The organism is Lactobacillus sp. W8172 (assembly GCF_016102055.1).
Classification (GTDB): Bacteria; Bacillota; Bacilli; order Lactobacillales; family Lactobacillaceae; genus Lactobacillus; species Lactobacillus apis_A.
In genome coordinates this window covers 400991-421342 of record NZ_JACFPG010000001.1, presented here as the reverse complement: position 1 = coordinate 421342, position 20352 = coordinate 400991, and the positions used below count along the sequence as shown (strand labels likewise).

The 20352-nt window shown below is 36.5% G+C and carries 22 protein-coding genes; 20 read left to right on the top strand and 2 right to left on the bottom strand.

The features are described 5' to 3' along the window. The first annotated feature begins 15 nt into the window (after positions 1-15). From ftsZ to H3R21_RS01870, 20 genes are all read left to right on the top strand, one after another. Positions 16-1344 (top strand): cell division protein FtsZ, encoded by a 1329-nt coding sequence (ftsZ, locus tag H3R21_RS01965; RefSeq protein WP_198182617.1) that lies wholly within the window; start codon positions 16-18, stop codon positions 1342-1344. Between the two features lie 69 nt (positions 1345-1413). Then, positions 1414-1800 carry a cell division protein SepF gene (locus tag H3R21_RS01960; protein ID WP_228150048.1) on the top strand — a complete coding sequence of 129 codons (387 nt, stop codon included), beginning with the start codon at positions 1414-1416 and terminating at the stop codon, positions 1798-1800. Then, positions 1800-2102, top strand: coding sequence for a YggT family protein (locus H3R21_RS01955; RefSeq protein WP_198182615.1), 303 nt, complete (start codon positions 1800-1802; stop codon positions 2100-2102). Before H3R21_RS01960 ends, H3R21_RS01955 begins: the two co-directional genes overlap by 1 nt. After that, positions 2102-2911, top strand: a complete 810-nt coding sequence (locus tag H3R21_RS01950; protein WP_198182613.1) for an RNA-binding protein — start codon at positions 2102-2104, stop codon at positions 2909-2911. The genes H3R21_RS01955 and H3R21_RS01950 overlap by 1 nt, the downstream gene beginning before the upstream one ends. Then, positions 2878-3651 carry a DivIVA domain-containing protein gene (locus H3R21_RS01945; protein ID WP_198182611.1) on the top strand — a complete coding sequence of 258 codons (774 nt, stop codon included), beginning with the start codon at positions 2878-2880 and terminating at the stop codon, positions 3649-3651. Before H3R21_RS01950 ends, H3R21_RS01945 begins: the two co-directional genes overlap by 34 nt. 221 nt (positions 3652-3872) lie before the next feature. Then, a complete protein-coding gene (gene ileS / locus H3R21_RS01940) occupies positions 3873-6662 on the top strand; it encodes an isoleucine--tRNA ligase (protein WP_198182609.1) in 2790 nt (929 codons plus the stop codon). Beyond that, positions 6662-6868, top strand: coding sequence for a cold-shock protein (locus tag H3R21_RS01935; protein WP_046306729.1), 207 nt, complete (start codon positions 6662-6664; stop codon positions 6866-6868). Before ileS ends, H3R21_RS01935 begins: the two co-directional genes overlap by 1 nt. A gap of 15 nt (positions 6869-6883) precedes the next feature. Then, on the top strand, positions 6884-7447 hold the full coding sequence (locus H3R21_RS01930; RefSeq protein ID WP_046306730.1) for an NUDIX hydrolase: 564 nt from the start codon (positions 6884-6886) through the stop codon (positions 7445-7447). Between the two features lies 1 nt (position 7448). Further along, entirely contained in the window at positions 7449-7808 is a 360-nt protein-coding gene (locus H3R21_RS01925; RefSeq protein WP_198182607.1) for a hypothetical protein, read from the top strand. Positions 7809-7823: 15 nt separating this feature from the next. Continuing rightward, positions 7824-8519 carry a 5'-methylthioadenosine/adenosylhomocysteine nucleosidase gene (locus H3R21_RS01920; RefSeq protein ID WP_198182605.1) on the top strand — a complete coding sequence of 232 codons (696 nt, stop codon included), beginning with the start codon at positions 7824-7826 and terminating at the stop codon, positions 8517-8519. A 3-nt stretch (positions 8520-8522) separates the two neighbouring features. Next, entirely contained in the window at positions 8523-9680 is a 1158-nt protein-coding gene (locus tag H3R21_RS01915; RefSeq protein WP_198182603.1) for a cysteine desulfurase family protein, read from the top strand. A gap of 50 nt (positions 9681-9730) precedes the next feature. Next, on the top strand, positions 9731-10072 hold the full coding sequence (locus H3R21_RS01910) for a DUF1831 domain-containing protein (protein ID WP_046306739.1): 342 nt from the start codon (positions 9731-9733) through the stop codon (positions 10070-10072). Positions 10073-10077: 5 nt separating this feature from the next. Next, positions 10078-11199 (top strand): tRNA 2-thiouridine(34) synthase MnmA, encoded by a 1122-nt coding sequence (gene mnmA, locus H3R21_RS01905; protein WP_255524805.1) that lies wholly within the window; start codon positions 10078-10080, stop codon positions 11197-11199. A gap of 142 nt (positions 11200-11341) precedes the next feature. Then, positions 11342-12001: a histidine phosphatase family protein gene (locus H3R21_RS01900; protein ID WP_198182601.1), complete on the top strand. Its 660-nt coding sequence runs from the start codon at positions 11342-11344 to the stop codon at positions 11999-12001. Next, positions 11998-12648, top strand: coding sequence for a tetratricopeptide repeat protein (locus H3R21_RS01895; protein ID WP_198182599.1), 651 nt, complete (start codon positions 11998-12000; stop codon positions 12646-12648). The genes H3R21_RS01900 and H3R21_RS01895 overlap by 4 nt, the downstream gene beginning before the upstream one ends. Further along, positions 12641-15004, top strand: a complete 2364-nt coding sequence (locus tag H3R21_RS01890; RefSeq protein WP_198182597.1) for an ATP-dependent RecD-like DNA helicase — start codon at positions 12641-12643, stop codon at positions 15002-15004. Before H3R21_RS01895 ends, H3R21_RS01890 begins: the two co-directional genes overlap by 8 nt. A 23-nt stretch (positions 15005-15027) precedes the next feature. After that, entirely contained in the window at positions 15028-15408 is a 381-nt protein-coding gene (locus tag H3R21_RS01885; protein WP_232349888.1) for a DUF1828 domain-containing protein, read from the top strand. A gap of 91 nt (positions 15409-15499) precedes the next feature. Then, complete coding sequence (locus H3R21_RS01880; RefSeq protein WP_074425441.1) at positions 15500-16207, top strand: ATP-binding cassette domain-containing protein; 708 nt, start codon at positions 15500-15502, stop codon at positions 16205-16207. Between the two features lie 14 nt (positions 16208-16221). After that, the gene (locus tag H3R21_RS01875; RefSeq protein ID WP_198182595.1) at positions 16222-17013 is read left to right on the top strand and encodes an ABC transporter permease; all 792 of its coding nucleotides are present in this window, start codon (positions 16222-16224) and stop codon (positions 17011-17013) included. A gap of 221 nt (positions 17014-17234) precedes the next feature. After that, positions 17235-17651: a GNAT family N-acetyltransferase gene (locus H3R21_RS01870; protein ID WP_198182593.1), complete on the top strand. Its 417-nt coding sequence runs from the start codon at positions 17235-17237 to the stop codon at positions 17649-17651. Positions 17652-17685: 34 nt separating this feature from the next. On the opposite strand, the gene H3R21_RS01865 is transcribed toward H3R21_RS01870, so the two are convergent. After that, on the bottom strand, positions 17686-18684 hold the full coding sequence (locus tag H3R21_RS01865; protein WP_232352283.1) for a diacylglycerol kinase family protein: 999 nt from the start codon (positions 18682-18684) through the stop codon (positions 17686-17688). Continuing rightward, positions 18671-20350 carry a ribonuclease J1 gene (gene rnjA / locus H3R21_RS01860; protein ID WP_046306748.1) on the bottom strand — a complete coding sequence of 560 codons (1680 nt, stop codon included), beginning with the start codon at positions 20348-20350 and terminating at the stop codon, positions 18671-18673. The genes H3R21_RS01865 and rnjA overlap by 14 nt, the downstream gene beginning before the upstream one ends. Positions 20351-20352: the final 2 nt, after the last annotated feature.

The following is a 20352-nucleotide window of genomic DNA, read 5'->3' as shown; positions in this document are numbered from 1 at the left end:
AGGGTGGTTAATTAAATGGATTTCACATTCGATTCAGACGACAATAAAAATGCTGTCATCAAAGTGATTGGTGTTGGTGGTGCTGGTGGTAATGCTGTTAATCGAATGATCGATGACGGCGTTCAAGGGGTTTCCTTTGTTGCTGCTAACACAGATGTTCAAGCGTTAAATAGTAATAAAGCAGAAACTAAAATTCAGCTTGGGCCAAAACTAACAAGAGGGTTAGGAGCGGGTTCTCATCCTGAAGTTGGTCAAAAGGCTGCTGAAGAAAGTGAGCAAACAATAGAAGATGCACTTAAGGGTGCTGACATGATTTTTATCACTGCTGGAATGGGTGGTGGTACAGGTACTGGTGCAGCTTCTGTTGTTGCTAAAATTGCTCGTGAGACAGGAGCATTAACAGTTGGTGTTGTTACTAGACCATTTACATTTGAAGGACCTAAGCGTTCGAAAAATGCAACTGAAGGAATCGCTCAATTAAAGCAATATGTTGATACGCTAGTTATCATTGCTAATAATCGTTTATTGGAAATGGTTGATAAGAAGACTCCAATGATGGATGCTTTCAAAGAGGCTGATAATGTCCTGAAGCAAGGTGTTCAGGGAATTTCTGATTTAATTACTTCTACTGACTACGTAAACTTAGACTTTGCGGATGTTAAAACTGTAATGGCAAATCAAGGTGCTGCCTTGATGGGAATCGGACGTGCTAGTGGTGAAAACAGAACTGTTGAAGCTACAAAATTGGCAATTTCTTCGCCACTTCTTGAAGTTTCAATTGATGGTGCAAAACAAGTTTTACTAAACATTACTGGTGGACCAGACTTAACATTGTTTGAAGCTCAAGATGCTTCTGAAATTGTTTCAAAGGCTGCTGGCGATGACGTCAACATTATCTTTGGTACATCCATTAACCCTAACTTAGGCGATGAAGTTGTTGTTACTGTGATTGCGACTGGGATTAGTTCTTTAGCAGAAGAAGAGGCCTCAAAGCAATTACCTGGTCAAAGTCATCAAGTCAAGGCAAATCAGAACAAGCAGGCACCTAGTCAATCAGCTGATCAAAATGTTTCTGAACCAGTTGGCGAAGCACAAGTTGTTGATCAAGCTTCTGATGTTGAGCCTGCACCTAAGCATCGAACAATGGTTGATCCAACAAGTGTTTGGGGTTTAGACAGCGATGATCAAGTTAACCGTCGTTCAACTCCAAGCGAGGCTGAGCAAAATGAACAACCAAGTTCATTTGATGATGATCAAAGCAATATTTCACAGATTGAAACTAGTGCTTTTGATGATGACAATACAGATGACATTCCATTCTTTAGGCACCGTGGCGAAAACTAATAGGAGGTAAAAGAAATGGCTTTTAGTAAAATAGGTAAGTTTTTCGGTATCTCAGATGAAGAAAATGAGATGTTAGATAACGAAGAATATCTTGAATCTCAAGACGAACTTGAAAACAGTATTCCCAGTGGTTCAATTGACCATGATAAAATAGTTTCAATTAAATCAGGAAGCAGTTCTGCTAAAAGCAATATTGTTTTATATGAACCTCGTGTATATTCGGATGCAAAAGATGTTGCTCAAAATTTACTAAATAATAAAGCAGTAATTATTAATTTTAGTCGAATGGAAGATGCTTCTTCGAGAAGAATTGTTGATTTTATTACCGGTACGGTTTATGCATTAAATGGTGAAATACAACGTATAGGTGACAAAATTTTTCTCGCTACGCCACCTAAATTTGTCACTGATGGAAAAATCAGCGATTTAGTCGATAAGAAAGATAACTTGAGTTAATGTTTGAAGCAATTCGTTATATAATAAATATTCTAAATTGGATTATTTGGTTATACAGTATTGTGATGGTTATCGATGCGATTATGAGTTGGATACCTTTTTTACGTGATTCAGCTATTGGACAAATAATTAATCGCATAATTGATCCATATGTGAGTATTTTTCGTAAAGGACCTATCGAACAGCTATCAAATTCTACTGGCATAGATTTTTCATTTCTTTTAGCCTTGTTATTGCTGTATTTTGTGCAAGAATATGCTATAGGATGGCTATACAATATTTTGTTTAGGATCTTTGCGTAATGGAAAAGAGACAAGCAAGTAAGTTTTATCCGTATTTTGACGTTGAAGAAAAATCGGTCATTGATAAAATGACCGGTTTTTTCAATAGTGTGGTTTTTAAGCAGCAACCATTGCTTACTGAGTTCTTGGATCCTGCTCAAAGAGATATTTTACGCACAATTGCAGGAAATGATCTTTTTATGCAGGATTTTGGTGGTTATCAAGCTGCTGAGAAGAAAAGAGTTTATCTAACCGAAGACTGGACTAATTTTGATTTATCCGATTATGGTGTAACTGCATTTTCAATTAACTATCCGAATAAGTTTGAAAAATTATCTCATAGTGCCATTTTGGGTAGCTTAGCAAATTCAGGAATTGAGACTGAAACATTTGGTGATATCATTACTGACGGAAATGGGCAATGGCAGTTTTTTGGAAAAAGTGAACTAACTGATTTTTTTCAAAAAGAAATTACTAGAATAGGGCGAGTCAAAGTTAAAGTTGAACCTGTAGACTTTAGAAATGTCATAGTCCCAGAAGATGATAGTAGTGAAACTTCGATTATTGTAACTTCACTTCGAGTTGATGCAATTTTATCAGGAATTAGCAACCAAAGCCGTAGCCAAATTCAAAATAGTATTTCGACAAATTTGGTTAAATTAAATTGGCATGGTATCAAAGATTCTAATATAATAGTAAAAGTAGATGATGTTCTCAGCTTAAGGCATTTTGGTCGATGCAAAGTTGAGGATATTAGAACAACGAGAAAAGGCAAATATAAGGTGGTGCTGAAACTTTGGCAGACAAAAAAACACAAACAAAGAAATTAACGCCAATGGATATTCATAATGAGGAATTTAAAAAACGTGGACTTAGTGGCTATGATCGTCGCGAAGTTGATTCTTTTTTAGATCGTGTTGTGGATGACTATGGTGATGCACTTGATGAAACAATTGATTTAAAAAATGAAGTAGCTCGGCTAAAAACGCAAGTTAATGACTTACAAGCTAAAGTTACGAAATATGAGCAGAACGAAGAAGCAGCTAAGCATCAACTTGCTGATGCACATGTTCGTGCACAAGAGATAATCAATACGGCAACAGAGCAAGCGCATAACGAAACTGCTCAAGCAAGAGTAGATGTTGACTACCAAAAGCAGCAATTGGATACGATCAAAGATGATTACGAGCGAGTTAAGAAAGAGGTCGCTGGCTATCGTACATATATTCAAGAATTGCTGCAAAAAGCAATTGAAAACCTCAATGATGAAGATTGGCAAAAGGCGCTTGATAAGTACTTTGGGACAGAGCGCTTTTATCCACCAGACGGTGCAGAGCCAATTACTTTAACCGACGAAGAAGAAATTGTTGATGACGATGAAGAGGATACGGGAATAGTTGACAAAGATGATGACTATGAAGTAAACTTTGATGAAGAAGATGATCCACAGCCAATGACTGGTGACAATTCAAATTCTGAAACAATTGATCTGAATAATGAAGAAGGACCTGAAGTACAAGTTTCGGGAACTTCAATCGTTTTTCCAGAGGATTATAAAAAAAGAAATTAATAAACGGATAGTAAAACCGAAAGACAATTCAGCGATCTAGTGGTGGTGTGAGACTAGTATTAAGTGCTTGATGGTTGATCAGCTATCGCGATACAGTTTATTTCGTCAATTGCACGTTACGCAATCTTTAAGTGGAGCTTAATTGGCTCAATTTAGGTGGTACCACGATATTAAACCTCGCCCTAATAAGGACGAGGTTTTTTTGCAGAAAGGAATAAATAATGAGAGTAAAGGATACGCTAAATTTAGGAAAAACTAAATTTAAAATGCGTGGAAATCTTCCCGTTAGAGAAGCAGAATGGCAAAAAGAATGGGATGAAAATAAATTATATGAACAAAGACTAAAACTAAATGAGGGTAAACCTCGTTTTGACTTGCATGATGGTCCTCCATTTGCCAACGGTAATATTCACATGGGACATGCGTTAAACAAGATTTCTAAAGATATTATTGTTCGCTTTAAAAATATGGATGGCTATTACGCACCTTATGTTCCCGGATGGGATACACACGGCTTGCCAATTGAGCAACAATTAGCAAAACAAGGCGTTGACCGTAAAAAAATGAATCGTGCGGAATACCGTCAATTGTGTGAAGACTATGCTAAAAAAGAAATCAGTAAACAAAAAGCTGATTTTAAGCGTTTAGGAGTGATGGGTGACTGGGATCATCCATACATTACTTTACAGCCTGAATACGAAGCAGAAGAAATTCGTGTGTTTGGTAAAATGTATGAACAAGGATACATTTACAAGGGTAAGAAGCCAGTCTACTGGTCACCTTCTAGTGAGTCAACGTTGGCTGAAGCCGAGGTTGAATATCACGATGTAAAGTCTCCTTCAATTTATGTTGCCTTTCCTGTTAAGGATGGTAAGGGCATCATTGACCCAAAGGATACTTATTTCGTAATCTGGACTACAACACCTTGGACTATACCGGCTAATCAAGGGATTACAGTTAACCCAGGCTTTGACTATTCAGTAGTCAAAGTTGGCGATAAAAGATATGTGGTAGGTACTGATCGACTTGAAGCAGTAGCAGAAGCACTTGATTGGGAAAATTATGAAGTTGTACAACATGTAAAAGGCTCTGAGATGGATCGCATGCTTGCTTCACATCCACTATATGGACAAGATGTTTTGGTAATGAATGCGATGCATGTTACTGCTGCTGACGGTACGGGTTTAGTTCACACTGCTTCTGGCTTTGGTGAAGACGACTATAATGTTGCTCAACGTTATGACTTGCCAGTCTTTAGTCCCTTGGATAATAAGGGTTGTTATACAGATGAAGTTCCTGACCCTGAATTAGTTGGCATGTTTTATGATGATGCTAATAAAGTTGTCAGCGAAAAATTAAAGCATTCTGGTAACTTATTGAAACTAAGCTTTTTCACGCACTCATACCCACATGACTGGAGAACTAAGAAGCCAGTTATCTATCGTGCAACAACCCAATGGTTTGCATCAATCGAAAAATGTCGTAAACAAATTCTTGAACAAATTGATCAGGTTAACTTTATGCCAGAATGGGGTAAAGTTCGTTTGCACAACATGATCAAAGATCGTGGCGACTGGGTAATTTCACGTCAACGTGCTTGGGGTGTTCCTCTACCAATTTTTTACGCAGAAGATGATACTCCAATTGTTACTCCAGAAACAATTGAACACATTGCGCAGATTTTTGCCAAGGAAGGTTCAAATGCTTGGTATAAACGCACTGCTAAAGAACTTTTACCAGATGGATTTACTTCTCCACATTCTCCTAATGGAGAATTCAGAAAAGAAACAGATATTTTAGATGTTTGGTTTGATTCTGGGTCTTCACATCGAGCAGTAATGGCTGCAAGAGAAGATTTACGTTTTCCAGCAGACATGTACCTTGAGGGGAGTGATCAATATCGTGGTTGGTTCAATTCTAGTTTGATTACTTCAGTTGCAACAACTGGTCAGGCCCCATATCGCAACATCCTATCTCAAGGGTTCGTTTTAGATGATAAAGGTCATAAAATGTCTAAATCGCTTGGTAACATCATTGCACCAAACGATATAATTAAAAAGATGGGTGCTGAGATAATTCGTTTATGGGTTGCTTCAGTTGATGCAACTTCAGATGTAGCAGTTTCCCAAGACATTTTGCAGCAAACTTCTGAAAGCTACCGTAAAATAAGAAACACTTTCCGTTATATGTTGGCTAACACTTCAGATTTTGATCCAGAAAAAGACCGTATTGCATATGAAGGTCTTAATTCGATTGATCAATATCTTGAAGTTCGTTTGAATGAACTTGTTAAGACCTGTTTGGAAAGTTATGAAAAATATGATTTCAATAACGTCTATAAAAAGATCTTTTCGTTTATTTCTAACGATTTATCAGCATTTTACTTGGACTTTGCAAAAGATGTTTTATACATTGAAGGCAAGAATAGTCATGCAAGACGTTCAATGCAAACGGTCATTTACGATGCTGCGGTTAAATTAGCCAAGGTTTTGACACCTATCCTTCCGCACACAATGGAAGAAATCTGGTCATTCTTAAAAGAAAAAGAAGACTACATCCAATTGACGAATATGCCTAAAGTTGAAGAATATGAAAATAGTGGAGAGCTACTTGCTAAATGGCAAAAGTTCATGTCATTAAGAGATGATGTCTTAAAGGTCCTAGAAGAAGCACGTGACAAGAAGCTAATTGGTAAATCATTTGAGGCAGCTGTGACTATTTATCCTACTGAAGAAATGAAGTCGGTTTTAGATTCACTAGATGCCAATTTCAGACAGATTTTAATTGTCTCTAAATTAACTATCGCTGATGGTCCAGCTCCTGAAAATGCTGAGAAACTACAAAATGGTGCTTTCATTGTTGAACGAGCTGAAGGTGAAGTTTGTCCACGATGCCGAATGATTAGAAATGACATTGGTCAGGATAACGACCTTCCAATGCTTTGTGGACGCTGTGCTGAGATAGTCAAGGCTGATTATCCAGAAACAGCTCAAGAAGGACTAGAAGAATAATGCGTTTAGGTACAGTAAAGCAATTTGATCCAAAAAGCAGTTTTGGATTCATTGAAGATGACGAAAACCACAAATCTTATTTTGTTTTTTACACTGCAATTAAAGAAGAAGGATATCGTCGCCTTCAAGTTGGTCAAAAAGTCAAATACCAACTTGCTCAAGGAAAAAATGGCTTGCAATGTGTGAATGTATATCTAGCTAATTAATAGGAAAGTGAATAAATGGATTTAACAGAAACTGAAATTTCTTCAAAACAGATTTTTTCGGGGCGAATTGTTGATCTCTCTGTTAGAACAATTAAATTGCCTAATGGTGAAACTGCAACAAGAGAAGTAGTTAAACATCAACCTGCTGCTGCAGCGATTGCAGTAAATGATAAGCAAGAAATGCTGCTAGTTGAACAATGGCGCGAACCAATTAAAGAATTAACCTTGGAAATTCCAGCTGGTTTAATTGATGAGACCGATGCGAGTCCATTGGATGCAATGAAACGCGAGCTGAATGAAGAAGGTGGTTATCATGCCGATTATTGGGAAAAAATTACCGAATTTTATTCTTCACCTGGCTTTACTGATGAGAAACTACATTTATTTTATTGTGACACTTTGACAAAGCTTGATGATAAAAGACCATTAGATTCAGATGAATTTTTGACTAGTCATTGGTATAATTTGGAAGAACTAAAGCGTCTTTTTGCTCAAGGTAAACTTGTTGACGCAAAAACGTTGTACGCAATGAGTGTTTGGGAAAACATGTTGTTAACTGGCGCAAGCGCAAAGGAATAAAATGACTGAAAAGCGATCTGATTACCGAAAAAAGAATCAACGAAAAAAGAAAAACAGCTTTTTTAAGACAATTAAATCGGCTTTTGATAACGAGGAAGAAGTAGATGTAAATCCAGAATTTACACGTGACTCAACTGACCGTCCTTTTAATGATGAGCCAAGCTTAAAAACTAGAAGAGAATCTCAAAGGGAAGCGCAAACTTCTAGTGATGAGAATAATTCCAAGTATCAAAATAAGCAGAAAGCTCAACCTAAGACTTGGATAGAGAAAGGTTTAAGACTAAAAAGGCGTTTAAACATTGCAATATTAATTGTGATTGTATTGATTGTTTTGGTATTATTAGCGTTATTTCATTTATAAATAATCGAGGGGAAAATGAAGATAGCAATTATTGTCCCAATGGAAATTGAGGCAGAATATTATCGTAAGTATTTTCACTCTGGTAGCACAGAAATGTTCGGATCTACACAGTTCGAGCATTTTTGCGTTAACGGCAATGAAATTTACATTGGATTGAGTGGAATAGGTAAAGTACAAGCTGCGATGAACTTAGCAAGTTTGCTGAGCAGTGTAGATATTGATTTGATTTTTATGACGGGAACAGCAGGTTCTTTACAGCAAACTGTTCATAAAGGTGATTTAGTTTTAGCTAGTTCTTTTGCTTACCATGATGCTCATAATACGCTTGCTGGGGACTACGTAGAGGGACAAATTCCCGGTGAACCAGCAGTATTTGAACTAGATTCATCTGCTAGAAATGAATTTATTAGCTTCTTAAATAAAGAGGAAGTATCGTATCAAGAAGGATTAGTAGTCACTGGTGATTCCTTCATCGGTTCTGATAAGCAGAAGGACGAAATTAAACGCAATTTTGCGAATGCTCTTGGTGTTGAAATGGAAGGTGCGGCTTTTGCTCAAGTAGCTTATCATTTTGCTAAACCTCTTATTGCATTACGTGCGATTTCGGATAATGGAAATGATAATGCAAACGAAGATTTTGATCAGTTTGCCAAAAAAGTTGGCGCTAAAGCTGCAAAGTTAATTTGTGCCTATCTAGACAAAGTGAAATAGCTTATGGAAGAAATTTATTTAGACAATGCAGCGACTACTCCAATGTCTCCAAAAGTAATTGATGTGGTTACTGAAGAAATGAAGAACGATTTTGGTAATGCTTCTAGTACTTATGAGCTGGGAAGAAAAGCGCGTCATGTAGTCGACCAAGCGCGCTCAAAGGTTGCTAAAGCAATTAATGCTAAGGATAACGAGATAATTTTTACTTCTGGTGGTTCGGAAAGTAACAATACGGCAATTTTCGGTACCGCTCATAGTAGATCTGATATAGGCAAGCGCATTATAACTACTAAGATTGAGCATCCATCTGTTTTACAGCCAATGATGCAACTCGAACGTGAGGGCTTCGATGTAGTTTATCTTAATGTTGATGAAACAGGCCATATTTCACTTGAAGAGTTGAAAAAGAACTTAGCTCCTGAAACAATTTTAGTTTCGATCATGGCAGTCAATAATGAAATAGGAACAATTAATCCGATTGCTGAAATAGGTGAAATTGTCGCAAAGAGTAACGCATATTTCCATGTTGACGCGGTTCAGGGATTAGGGAACATTGACATTGATGTTGCTAAAATGAAAATCGATTTACTATCTTCATCTGCTCATAAAATAAATGGGCCAAAGTTTCTTGGCTTTTTGTATGAAAAAACTGATGTGAAATTACCACCATTAGTCTATGGTGGAGAGCAGGAAACGAAGCGACGGGCAGGTACTGAAAACGTTCCTGGAATTGCTGGTTTGGGCGAAGCTGTAAGCGAAATTGCTGAAATAGACAAGCAAAAATTGCAAGAAAAGTATCATCACTTCCAAAAAATAATTTTGACTGAACTTGATCAAGCAAAAATTGCTTATCAGGTTAATGGAGGCTTAGGTGAAAATGTTTCGCATCATATTTTGAACTTGCGCATTGATGGTATATCTACAACACTTTTACAAGCAAATCTTGATTTAGCTGGTTTTGCCGTTTCAGGTGGCTCAGCTTGTACAGCAGGTTCACTCGAACCGTCACATGTTTTATGTGCATGCTTTGGTAAAAAGTCTGCGCGTGTTCTAGAGTCAATTAGAATTTCATTTGGTAGATATACGACTGATGAAGAAATTACTAGCTTTGCTCAACAACTAGTGAAAATTGCTCAGAAAGTCCAGAAAAAAGAAAAATAGTTGCTTTTTAATTTAATTTAACTTATTATTAGTAAGCGTGAGGTATAATTATGGCAAATACTGTAGAAATTAATGGTGATACGCGTAAGTTTACACTTAGTCCTGACTTGAAGCTGTACGCGCTTATTGACGCTGGCTTTGTTAAAACGGCTAAAGGTAATTTTAATTACGAACATCCACTTTATAATGATTCACCATATAATGCTCCTACCAAATTGAAAATGACGATTGACAAAGAAATGAGTCATTTAACAATGGTTGTGACTGACCGCAATGGTCTTAAGAAGGTTAATATTTTTAAAAACCAACAATTAGCACCTACGGTGGAGCTGTTAGATTATATTCTAAAAGACTTAGAAGAGCGAAATATTATTGTTGCTGTAAAGGACTGAGTTAATTGGCAAAAAAGGGTCGAGTAGTAGTAGGTATGAGTGGTGGAGTTGATTCCTCTGTTTCTGCATTACTACTTAAGAAGCAAGGCTATGATGTAATTGGCGTTTTTATGAAAAACTGGGATGACACTGATGATGCAGGTGTTTGTACCGCAACAGAAGATTATGAAGACGTCAAAAAGGTAGCTGATCAAATTGGTATTCCATATTATTCAATCAATTTTGAAAAAGAATATTGGCACCGTGTTTTTGAATATTTTTTAAGTGAATACAAAAAGGGGCGCACACCTAATCCCGACGTAATGTGTAATAGCCAAATTAAATTTAAATCATTTTTGGATTTCGCAATGGACTTAGATGCAGATTATATTGCAATGGGACATTATGCAAAAACGATTACTGATAAAAATGGCATTACGCATATGATGCGGCCAAAAGATGGCAATAAAGACCAAACTTACTTTTTGAGTCAACTGAGCCAAAAACAAATCAGTAAGGTGATTTTTCCATTGGCTAATTTGACTAAGCCACAGGTGCGTGAAATTGCAATTGAAAATAATTTAGTTAACGCAAAAAAGAAGGACTCCACTGGAATTTGCTTTATTGGAGAGAGAAACTTCCGCAAGTTTCTAAGTGAGTTTTTACCGGCAAAGTCTGGTAAAATGGTCACACCTGATGGAAACGTTATCGGTGAGCATGCCGGATTAATGTACTATACTATTGGCCAGCGTTCTGGCTTGGGTCTAGGTTCTACTAAGCAATCGACTGCTCCATGGTTTGTTGTTGGTAAGGACTTGAAAAAGAACGAATTAATTGTTGAGCAAGGATATGATAGTGAATTGCTTTACGCTACTAAGCTTGAAGCAAGCGGCATGTCATTTTTCACTGGTCAGCCTGACCGTGACTTCAAGATTCGTTGTAGTGCAAAATTCCGATATCGCCAGCCTGATGTTGCAGTTACTGTTGAATATCATGCCGCTAATAATTCAGCTACTGTTTACTTCGATGAGCCAGCTCGTGCAGTAACACCCGGACAGGCTCTAGTTTTATATAACGGTGAAGAATGTCTAGGTGGTGGCAACATTGATTGTGCATACCAGGAAGAGCGGAAATTACAATTAGTTTAGAATAGCTATAAAGAAAGACTTAGTTCTTTCTTTTTTTATACTCTGAAATATATTTACAGGCCGTTGATTCTGCTTTTTCATTTATATTAATTAAATGATAAACTAGAAAAGTAATGCTAATAAAGAATAGGACTAGTAATAGATGCAGATTTATTTTGTAAGACATGGAAAAACCGAGTGGAATTTGGAGCGTCGTTTCCAGGGCGCACATGGTGATTCTCCATTGTTAGCAGAAAGCTTAAATGATATAGAAAAACTTGGCGATCACTTAAAAGGAACTAATTTCAATGGAATCTATTCTAGTCCATTAAAACGTGCTTTTGATACAGCTAATGGCGTGAAAAAAGCTATATCTTCGGATTTAAGTGTCAAAAAAGATGAGCGTCTACGTGAATTTGACATGGGGCTAATGGAAGGCTTAAAGTTTGATGAAGCGAGCGCAAAATTTCCTAAACAGGTTGACGATATCTGGAATAGACCTGATAAATATGATGGTCAAAGCATTCAAGGTGAAAACTATCCAGATGTAATTTCGCGTGGAAAGAGCTTTGCTACTGAAAAAGCCAGACAATTTACTGGTGTTGACGATAAAGTGCTTGCTGTTAGTCATGGTGCTGCTTTGGGTGCTATTATGGGGGGATTACTAGGATATCCATTAAAAGATGTTAGGTGTAATGGTCCATTAAGTAATACTAGTTTGACGATTTTGGAAACACTTGATCAAGGTGCAACCTTTAAGTTAATTGTGTGGAATGATACAAGCTTTTTGGAAAGGGATACTTCAGGAACTGATGCATTATGACAGATAAACAAAGTAAAAGTATGAAAGAGGACGCTGCAGTTAATCAGCGTGTACACAAGTTAATCGAGAAAATAGATCAGTATCCACAAAAAACAGAAAATTATCTAAAACTAGCGACAGAATTAATTGAGCAGGGAAGTTTTGCTCAAGCAACTCAACTTCTTGAGCAAGCTAAACATCTTGTTAAGCACCCACAGGACTTAGACTATAATTTAGCAGTTTGCTACTACATGCAAGGTGATTTTGATAAGTCTCTTACCTTACTTAATCAAATTCCTAATGATGATTTAGTTTTATACCAGAAAGCACTAGTTTTTTTAAAACTTGGTCAAGGACAAAAGGCATTAGCTCATGCGTTAACGATTAAGCAAGTTGATGATAAGGTTCTAGAATTATTAGGTGATATCTGGCTAAGTCTTGGTGAATTAAGCGAAGCTCGTACCTGTTATGAAAAGATTTCTCCTAACAAAAGGACGGCAAAAGTTTATTTTATGCTTGGGATTAGTATTTTGGATAGTGACCGTAAAAAAGCAACTAGTTATCTTAAAAATGCAAAAGAAAAAGATCCTAAATATTTTAAGCAAGCCCAGGAACAATATGGTGCAATTTTAAAAATGGTTAACGAAGCGGAAAAGAAAAATGACTAAGTTTGTTGGAAAAGTGAACAGAATCGTTTTCGAAAACGATCAAGATTTATATAAAATCCTTGATGTAACAATCATTGGCAAATTGGAAGACTATGATCGCGAGGAAATTAAAGTAACTGGTAGTTTTGGCGAAATTCAAGAAAATACTATTTATAGCTTTGAAGGGAAGCTCGTTGTTCACAATAAGTTTGGTTTACAATTTCGATGCGATAGCTATAAGCAATCAGTTCCACACGAAAAGGGTAGTTTAACGCGCTATTTGAGTTCAAATAAATTCCCCGGAATTGGTAAAAAGGCAGCAGACTCTATTATTTCGGTTTTAGGTGTTGATGCATTATCAGTTTTAAAAGAAAAACCTGAAAAAGTTTCAGTTTTACCGTTAACTAAGAAGCAAAAGGATAGTCTATTAAATGGGGTTCAGTCAATGGATTCATATTCAGAGATTGTTCTAAAGCTTGCCCAATTTGGCTTAAATAAAAAGGTTGCTGGCCGGCTTTATCAACTTTATCATGGTGATACTTTAACTAAATTAGAGAATGATCCCTATGCTGCAATTTCAGAAGTGACAGGTTATGCTTTTAAAAGTGCGGATCAAATAGGAAATAAGTTGGGGATAGAGGTTGATGATCCCCGCAGAATTAAGGGTGCAGTTTTTCAGGTTCTAATGGATGAGCTTAGCCAAGCTGGAAATACCTATATCAAGTTAGAACAGCTTCTAACGTCAGCTAGCGAATTATTGCAATTTAAGCATTTTGATCCAATTGCCAATGCAGTCAATGAATTGCAGCATGAAGGCAAAGTTGTGGTTTCTGGTGAGAATGCTGCACTACAAAACATTTATGCAACAGAAAACGACATTGCTTTAATGATGAAAAACTTAGTTGATCGTAAAGATGAAAGTGAGCATTTTGAAGATAAGGCAATCGACAAAGCAATAAAAAATGCTGAGAAAAAGCTAAAAATTAAATATGACCAAACGCAAAAGCTTGCAATAAAAAATGCTCTAACTAATCCAATATCGATTTTAACGGGTGGACCCGGAACCGGTAAAACAACTATTATTAATGGTATCTTGTTAGCTTTACGTGAACTTGCTGATATTCCTGCATCAGCACTTTATAGTAGTGATCCGCCATTCTTACTGGCAGCTCCAACTGGCCGAGCAGCAAAGCGCATGGAAGAAATAACTGGTATTACAGCAAAAACAATTCACCGCATGCTGGGCCTAGGAATTGGCGATAGTGATACTCTTGACCTCAACGAACTTAATGGCGAAATTCTAATCATTGATGAAATGTCGATGGTTGATATGTTTCTTTTTAAAGAACTAGTTTCTTGCATAGCTGAAACACGACACGTTGTATTTGTTGGAGACAAGGATCAGCTGCCATCAGTTGGTGCTGGAAATGTTTTTAGTGACTTAATTAGTGCAGATGTTTTTCCAACGACTGTTCTAAAGCAAATTCACCGTCAGGGTGACGATTCAAGTATTATTACACTTGCCCACGATATAAATGAGGGACAGGATCAAGACGCATTATTTAATAAAACTAAGAATTATTCTTTCATTTCATGTCCGCCACATGAAGTTGATCACGTAGTTAGTCAAATTGTTGAGCGTGCTCTTAAACGTGGTTTTGATCAGGATGATATTCAAGTATTGGGCGCAATGTATCAAGGTTCTGGTGGCGTAACTAACCTAAATAATGTGATTCAGGAAATTATGAATCCAGCTAAACCTAATAGTAAAATTCTCGAAGCTCATGATGAAATTTTTCGAATTGGCGACAGGGTGCTACAACTGCAAAATAACCCTGAAAAAGATATTTACAATGGACAAATAGGAAAAATAATCTCCATCGATGAAAAAAATCCGCAAAAGTGTATGACAGCTGATTTTGATGGACGTGAAATTAACTTTAGTAAGAAAGATCTGTTTGACCTTACTAGAGCTTATGCGATTACGATTCACAAAGCACAAGGTTCTGAATTTCCCTTGGTTATTTTAAGCTTGACCATGCAAAACTATGTCATGTTGAAACGAAATCTTTTATATACAGCCGTTACCCGAGCGGAGAAAAATCTTGTGTTAATTGGAGACCCGCGTGCATACGCAATGGCTTTTAATACACCAGGAAATGACCGTAAAACTGGCTTAAGCGCCAAACTGTGTGAACAGCTAGGTAAGAAAGTTAATACAGAAGTGGTTGATGAAAAAGAAGATAGTAATCTTGCAAGTAGCACCACTGACTTGCCAAAAGATGAAGATTACGTTTTAACTTCAGAATTAATTTATTCAGGTCAAATAGATCCAATGATTGGCATGCAAGGAATTAAATTAGGTGTTCAACAATAAGCAAAATAGCTTGGAGAAAAATAATGAGTAAAGAAATTGAGCAAATCATAAAAGATCAAATTGGAAACTGGGTAGTTAATCACACTCAGGTTTGCTTTATTAGTGATGATACACTTGAAATTGCAACTAGTGAAAAAGACTCTTTGGGAGAAACAATATACTGCTTTATCCAGAAAAGTAATGATGTGTATCGGATAGGTGATGACAGTAGAACATTGTTTAAAATTGACCCAAGTGCAAGTGATGAAGAATTGTATGCTATGACGGAGGAAGTTGCTAAGTCTGCAGGCTTTGATTTTGATTACAATACTGGAGAAATTTGGAAAGAAGTAAGTCGAGCTAATGTCATTGCAACGATTATGAAGCTAACCCAATTAGTAGTTGCCGTATCTTACCTAGGTTAATACAGTAAGTAATTCTTCTTGTCATCGCGCTGAGATTATGCTTAAATGATTAAAACTCGATTAAATTATATGTAGATATAGGCGGTATAGCATGGCAATCATAGCAAAAAATCTTTCTAAGAACTATGGTAAAAAACAAGTTCTACATGATATCAGTTTCGAAATTCCTGAGCAGCCTACTATTGTTGGTCTAATTGGCCCCAATGGAGTAGGAAAGTCGACCATGCTTAGATTATTGGCGGGAGTGCTGATTCCAACTGATGGTGAGATTTTAAATGACAAAGTTAAAGAAACATATTACAAGTGGGCATGTGTCCACAGCACTTTTGTCCCCTCAGGTGAAAGAGGCTTGATATATCGTTTAACTACAATTGAAAACTTGCGATATTTTGCATCTTTTAAAGGAATTAATCTACACAAAGCAGAAAAGGTACTGAGATCTTTGGCTGAATCATTAGACTTTTCGGAATTATTGGATAAAAAATTTCAAGAATTATCGACAGGACAAAAGAAGAAAGCAGCAATTTTAGTAGGTGCCTCACTGGAAACCAGTGTTTTGCTACTTGATGAGCCATCGAATGGCTTAGACATTAATGCTCAGGATGATTTAGCTAGGTTCATTGTGAAGCTGAAAGATCTATATCACAAGATGATTTTTGTTTCTTCACATGATACACAAATGCTGTCTGGTGTGGTTAACTGCTATCTGTTTTTTAAAAATGGCCAGATTGTAAAACAAGTAAATCACCATTTTAGTGAAGAAGAACTAATTAGAACTTACCAAAATGTATATCGCTAAAGTGGGTGGAAAAAATGAAGAAAATAAAGCAGCTTTGGATGTTGTTTATTGTTCAATTGGAATCTGTCATAAAGTTAAATATAAGATACTTAAATTCTACAGTTAGTCAAATGTTTTTGTATGCGGGTGCTTTCTTAATTGTTTTATTTGTAACAGATACTTCCAAAATGGCTCGATATTATAATTCTAATGCAGGGGTACTAGTTGCAATGATCGGCTATTTGTTTTGGAGTATCGGAATTTCTTCTTTTCAATCGTGCAGTAATGCAGTTGAAATAGATGAGCGGGAAGGAACCTTAGAAAGTGAAATGCAATCTGCATACCCTTTGTGGTTAATTTACCTATTTCAAATTCTTGGAGAAAACATTATTGTTTGGCTTGAGTTATTAGTCATAAGCATAGTCACATGTTTTTTGTCGCACTTTACTTTCAATGACTTAATTTCTTCTTTGCTTCTTACTTTTGTTTTTTCGCAAATTTCAAACTTAGGAATGTTTGGCATGGGGATGTTCTTAGCGTCAGGTTCTATTCGATTTAAGAAAATGGGGCAGTGGTCAGTAATTATATCATCACTTTTAATGATGTTTTCTAATGTTTTTTCTCCAGCTTTTCTTGGTATTCAAGAAATTATCCCTTATGTGTGCGGCGTTGAGCTTGTAAGAAACATAGTATTGGGTCAGGGGTTTGTTATGCATCAGTTTTTAATCTTTTTATTGGTCAATGCAGCTTGGTTAATTGCTGGAATAATTGTTTTTTCCTATAGCATTAAGTATGAACGAAAAAATGGTTCATTTGACGCTTTTTAAAATAAAACTTAATATAAAATAGAGCAGTTTGATATTCATGAAAAGATGTTAACTGCTTTTATTATGCTTAATAGAGTAGCTCATGCATTAAAGGAAGTTAGAATATTATTTTAGAATTTAAGAATGTTGTTTGGGGAACAAAGAATTATTTTGCCGTAAGAAAATTATATTTAACAGCTTTTCCAAAAAATGAGCGCTTTTCAATATGGCAATTAGTTTTAATGTCACTTCACCGCCAAGTTCATTTCGAAGCGGTTTATGACAAGCACGACTTTATTGGCTTAGTATTTCTTGCAGAGAGCAGTGAAGCAGTTTATTTGATGTTTTTGGCAACAGTTTCGAACAAAAGAAATCAAGGGTATGGCTCAAAAATTTTAACTCAGTTAAAAAAGCGTTTTGCACCCAAGACTATCATTATTGACATTGAACCGGTGAATGAAAAAGCGGTCAATTATAGACAACGCTTAAAGAGATTATCTTTTTATGAAAAAAATGGGTTTAGGCAGACTTCTAATTATCTAGTTGATGACGGAGGAGCCTTCTTAATCTTAACTTCGGGAAGCAAATTTAATGTAAAAAAGTTCAGTCATTTACTGAAATGGCTGAGCTTTGGGTTGTACAAGTTTGAGATAAAATAAAAGGAAAAGCGTGTATGCTTTTCCTTTTTAGTGATTATCTTAATAAATAAAAATGACTAAGTTTAAAATCTATTTTGAATGAATCTGGTTTTATTTGTTCACCATCAACTTGGGCAAACTCTTTTTTAGTTGTTTGAATAGATATTTGTTTACCCTCAAAATAATGAAATTGAGGGTCATGAACATGTGAGCCGTCTTTTAACAAGTTAATAAAGAGTTTGATTAGTTTACCTAAACTGAAACGTTCAACAACAACGGTGTCAAGCACACGGCTCTTAATACTTGCACTTGGAAATAATGGAATGCCTCCCCCCAAATAGGGATGATTAGTAGTAGTTATTAGAAAAGCATTATCGTAATGATATCTTTTATTATCGCACTTAATATCAACAGCAAATGTATCTTGTTTACGTAGTGCTGACAAAATATGAAGTCCATAAATCATTTTACCTTCATTGATTTTGTTTAAGAGTTTCTTTAATTCTGAAATGTTACTAAGATGATTAACATAAGCATCAAAACCAACCCCTAGACTATTGGCGAAATAATAAACATCATTGCTTGAACGCGGGAAGTGGAAAGAGCCACAATCAATTCTTTCAGGCGCAACACCATTTTTTAAATGATTAATAAGCTCTTCAGGATTTCCAGAAAGATTAGCAGCCTTGCCGAAGTCATTTCCGGTGCCCGCAGGTAAATAAGCTAGCGGCGTGGAAGGATGACTTGATCTTTTTATCCCATTAAGAACTTCATTCAAAGATCCATCTCCACCAATTACTAACAGAACTTCATTAGAATGATGGTTCCTATTACCATATCCTTGTGCAATTTTAATTGCTTCACCTGCAAAAGAGCTTTTGTAAACATCAAAAGCAATATTTTCATTAACAAGTAAGAGGGTAGTTTGGTCTAATATCTTTTTGGCATGACCATTTCCAGCGGTTTCATTAACCAGAAGATGGATTTTAAGTTTATTCGTCATTTTTTTATTTATTAAAAAAAGCCCATCTGGGGCTTTTTTACTTTTTCTCAACAATCATAGGTAAAATCATTGGCCGTCTTTTTGTCTTGGAATATAAGAAATCAGAAAGATTTTCAACAATTGCCTTACGGACAACAGCGTCTTTAGGATTATCTGTTTTATCCATTTCACTTTTTATAATATGGTAAATATGTTTTTGAGCTTGGCTAATCAATTCGGTTGATTCACGCATATAAACAAATCCACGACTTAAAACATCCGGCCCTGCTAGAACACGCTTATGTTTGTAATCAACAGTTGCAACTACAACGACTAAGCCATCTTCTGATAAAACCTGGCGATCATGGACAACAACATTGCCAACGTCAGCAGTTCCAGAAGTATCAACATATACATCGCCTGCAGGAACATGTCCAGCAATTCTAGAACCATCAGGACCAAAGCAGACAACTTCACCGTTTTCCAAAACAAAAGTATGGTCTTCGGGGACGCCGGCAGCTTGTGCAAGTTCAGTATGGACAACTTGCATGCGATATTCGCCGTGAACAGGAATCATATACTTAGGTTTAGCTAGTCTAACCATCATCTTCAATTCTTCTTGACCACCGTGACCAGAAGTATGAACATTATTAACGCGTCCATGAATCACGTTAGCGCCACCTTCCATCAATTTGTTAATCAAGTGGTTAACACTAAGTGTATTACCAGGAATAGGGTTAGAAGAAAAAATGACTGTATCACCTGGTTGAAGACTGATCTGACGGTGTGTACCATTTGCAATCCGCGAAAGAGCAGCTAAAGGCTCACCTTGTGATCCGGTACATAATATCATTGCCTCATCAGCAGGAGTGTGGTTGATTTCATTTGAATCAACAATTAAACCTTCGGGTACATTTAAATAGCCAAGGTCGATACCGTTTTGAACTCCGTTCTCCATGCTTCGCCCAAAAATTGCAACTTTTCTACCAGTATCAATTGCTGCTTCAATTGCCGTTGAGACACGGTAAAGGTTAGAGGCAAAAGTAGCGAAAATAATTCGTCCATGGATACCTGTAATAATATCGTGCAATGAATGAGCAACAAAACTTTCTGACTTGGTAAATTGCGAAACTTCCGCATTAGTTGAATCTGATAGAAGAGCTAAGACGCCTTCGTTACCAATTTGAGCCATCTTTTGAAAATCAGGAGCAGGTTGGTTCATTACTGGAGTTAAATCAAATTTAAAGTCACCAGTAAAGACAACAGCACCAAGAGGAGTGTGAACAGCAATTCCTAACGTATCAGGAATTGAGTGGGTAGTTCTAAAGAAAGAAACAGAAAGCTTCTTGAATTTTAGAACTGTGTTTTCGTGTTCTTCGTGTAGCTCCGTAGTCCGAAGAATTCCGTGTTCCTCAAGCTTGCCTTTGATTAATGCCAAGGCAAATGGTGTAGCATAAACAGGAATTTCGGGTATTTTTTCAAGCAAGAAAGGTATACCACCAATGTGGTCTTCGTGACCGTGGCTAACAACCAGTGCTTTGATTTTTTTACGATTCTTGACTAAATATGAATAGTCAGAAATAACGTAGTTAATACCAAGAAGATCATCTTCTGGGAACTTAATACCACAGTCCATGATAATAATTTCATCTTGATACTGAACGCAATACATATTTTTGCCGATTTCATGCAACCCCCCGATTGCAAAGACGGCTACTTCATTATTTTTAATTCGCACAG

What these genes read in the sequence shown, in the direction of transcription:
- ftsZ (WP_198182617.1), top strand. Translation starts at nt 16, where the DNA reads ATGGATTTCACATTCGATTCAGACGACAATAAAAATGCTGTCATCAAA.
- H3R21_RS01960 (WP_228150048.1), top strand. Translation starts at nt 1,414, where the DNA reads ATGTTAGATAACGAAGAATATCTTGAATCTCAAGACGAACTTGAAAAC.
- H3R21_RS01955 (WP_198182615.1), top strand. Translation starts at nt 1,800, where the DNA reads ATGTTTGAAGCAATTCGTTATATAATAAATATTCTAAATTGGATTATT.
- H3R21_RS01950 (WP_198182613.1), top strand. Translation starts at nt 2,102, where the DNA reads ATGGAAAAGAGACAAGCAAGTAAGTTTTATCCGTATTTTGACGTTGAA.
- ileS (WP_198182609.1), top strand. Translation starts at nt 3,873, where the DNA reads ATGAGAGTAAAGGATACGCTAAATTTAGGAAAAACTAAATTTAAAATG.
- H3R21_RS01935 (WP_046306729.1), top strand. Translation starts at nt 6,662, where the DNA reads ATGCGTTTAGGTACAGTAAAGCAATTTGATCCAAAAAGCAGTTTTGGA.
- H3R21_RS01930 (WP_046306730.1), top strand. Translation starts at nt 6,884, where the DNA reads ATGGATTTAACAGAAACTGAAATTTCTTCAAAACAGATTTTTTCGGGG.
- H3R21_RS01925 (WP_198182607.1), top strand. Translation starts at nt 7,449, where the DNA reads ATGACTGAAAAGCGATCTGATTACCGAAAAAAGAATCAACGAAAAAAG.
- H3R21_RS01920 (WP_198182605.1), top strand. Translation starts at nt 7,824, where the DNA reads ATGAAGATAGCAATTATTGTCCCAATGGAAATTGAGGCAGAATATTAT.
- H3R21_RS01915 (WP_198182603.1), top strand. Translation starts at nt 8,523, where the DNA reads ATGGAAGAAATTTATTTAGACAATGCAGCGACTACTCCAATGTCTCCA.
- H3R21_RS01910 (WP_046306739.1), top strand. Translation starts at nt 9,731, where the DNA reads ATGGCAAATACTGTAGAAATTAATGGTGATACGCGTAAGTTTACACTT.
- H3R21_RS01900 (WP_198182601.1), top strand. Translation starts at nt 11,342, where the DNA reads ATGCAGATTTATTTTGTAAGACATGGAAAAACCGAGTGGAATTTGGAG.
- H3R21_RS01895 (WP_198182599.1), top strand. Translation starts at nt 11,998, where the DNA reads ATGACAGATAAACAAAGTAAAAGTATGAAAGAGGACGCTGCAGTTAAT.
- H3R21_RS01890 (WP_198182597.1), top strand. Translation starts at nt 12,641, where the DNA reads ATGACTAAGTTTGTTGGAAAAGTGAACAGAATCGTTTTCGAAAACGAT.
- H3R21_RS01885 (WP_232349888.1), top strand. Translation starts at nt 15,028, where the DNA reads ATGAGTAAAGAAATTGAGCAAATCATAAAAGATCAAATTGGAAACTGG.
- H3R21_RS01880 (WP_074425441.1), top strand. Translation starts at nt 15,500, where the DNA reads ATGGCAATCATAGCAAAAAATCTTTCTAAGAACTATGGTAAAAAACAA.
- H3R21_RS01875 (WP_198182595.1), top strand. Translation starts at nt 16,222, where the DNA reads ATGAAGAAAATAAAGCAGCTTTGGATGTTGTTTATTGTTCAATTGGAA.
- H3R21_RS01870 (WP_198182593.1), top strand. Translation starts at nt 17,235, where the DNA reads ATGTCACTTCACCGCCAAGTTCATTTCGAAGCGGTTTATGACAAGCAC.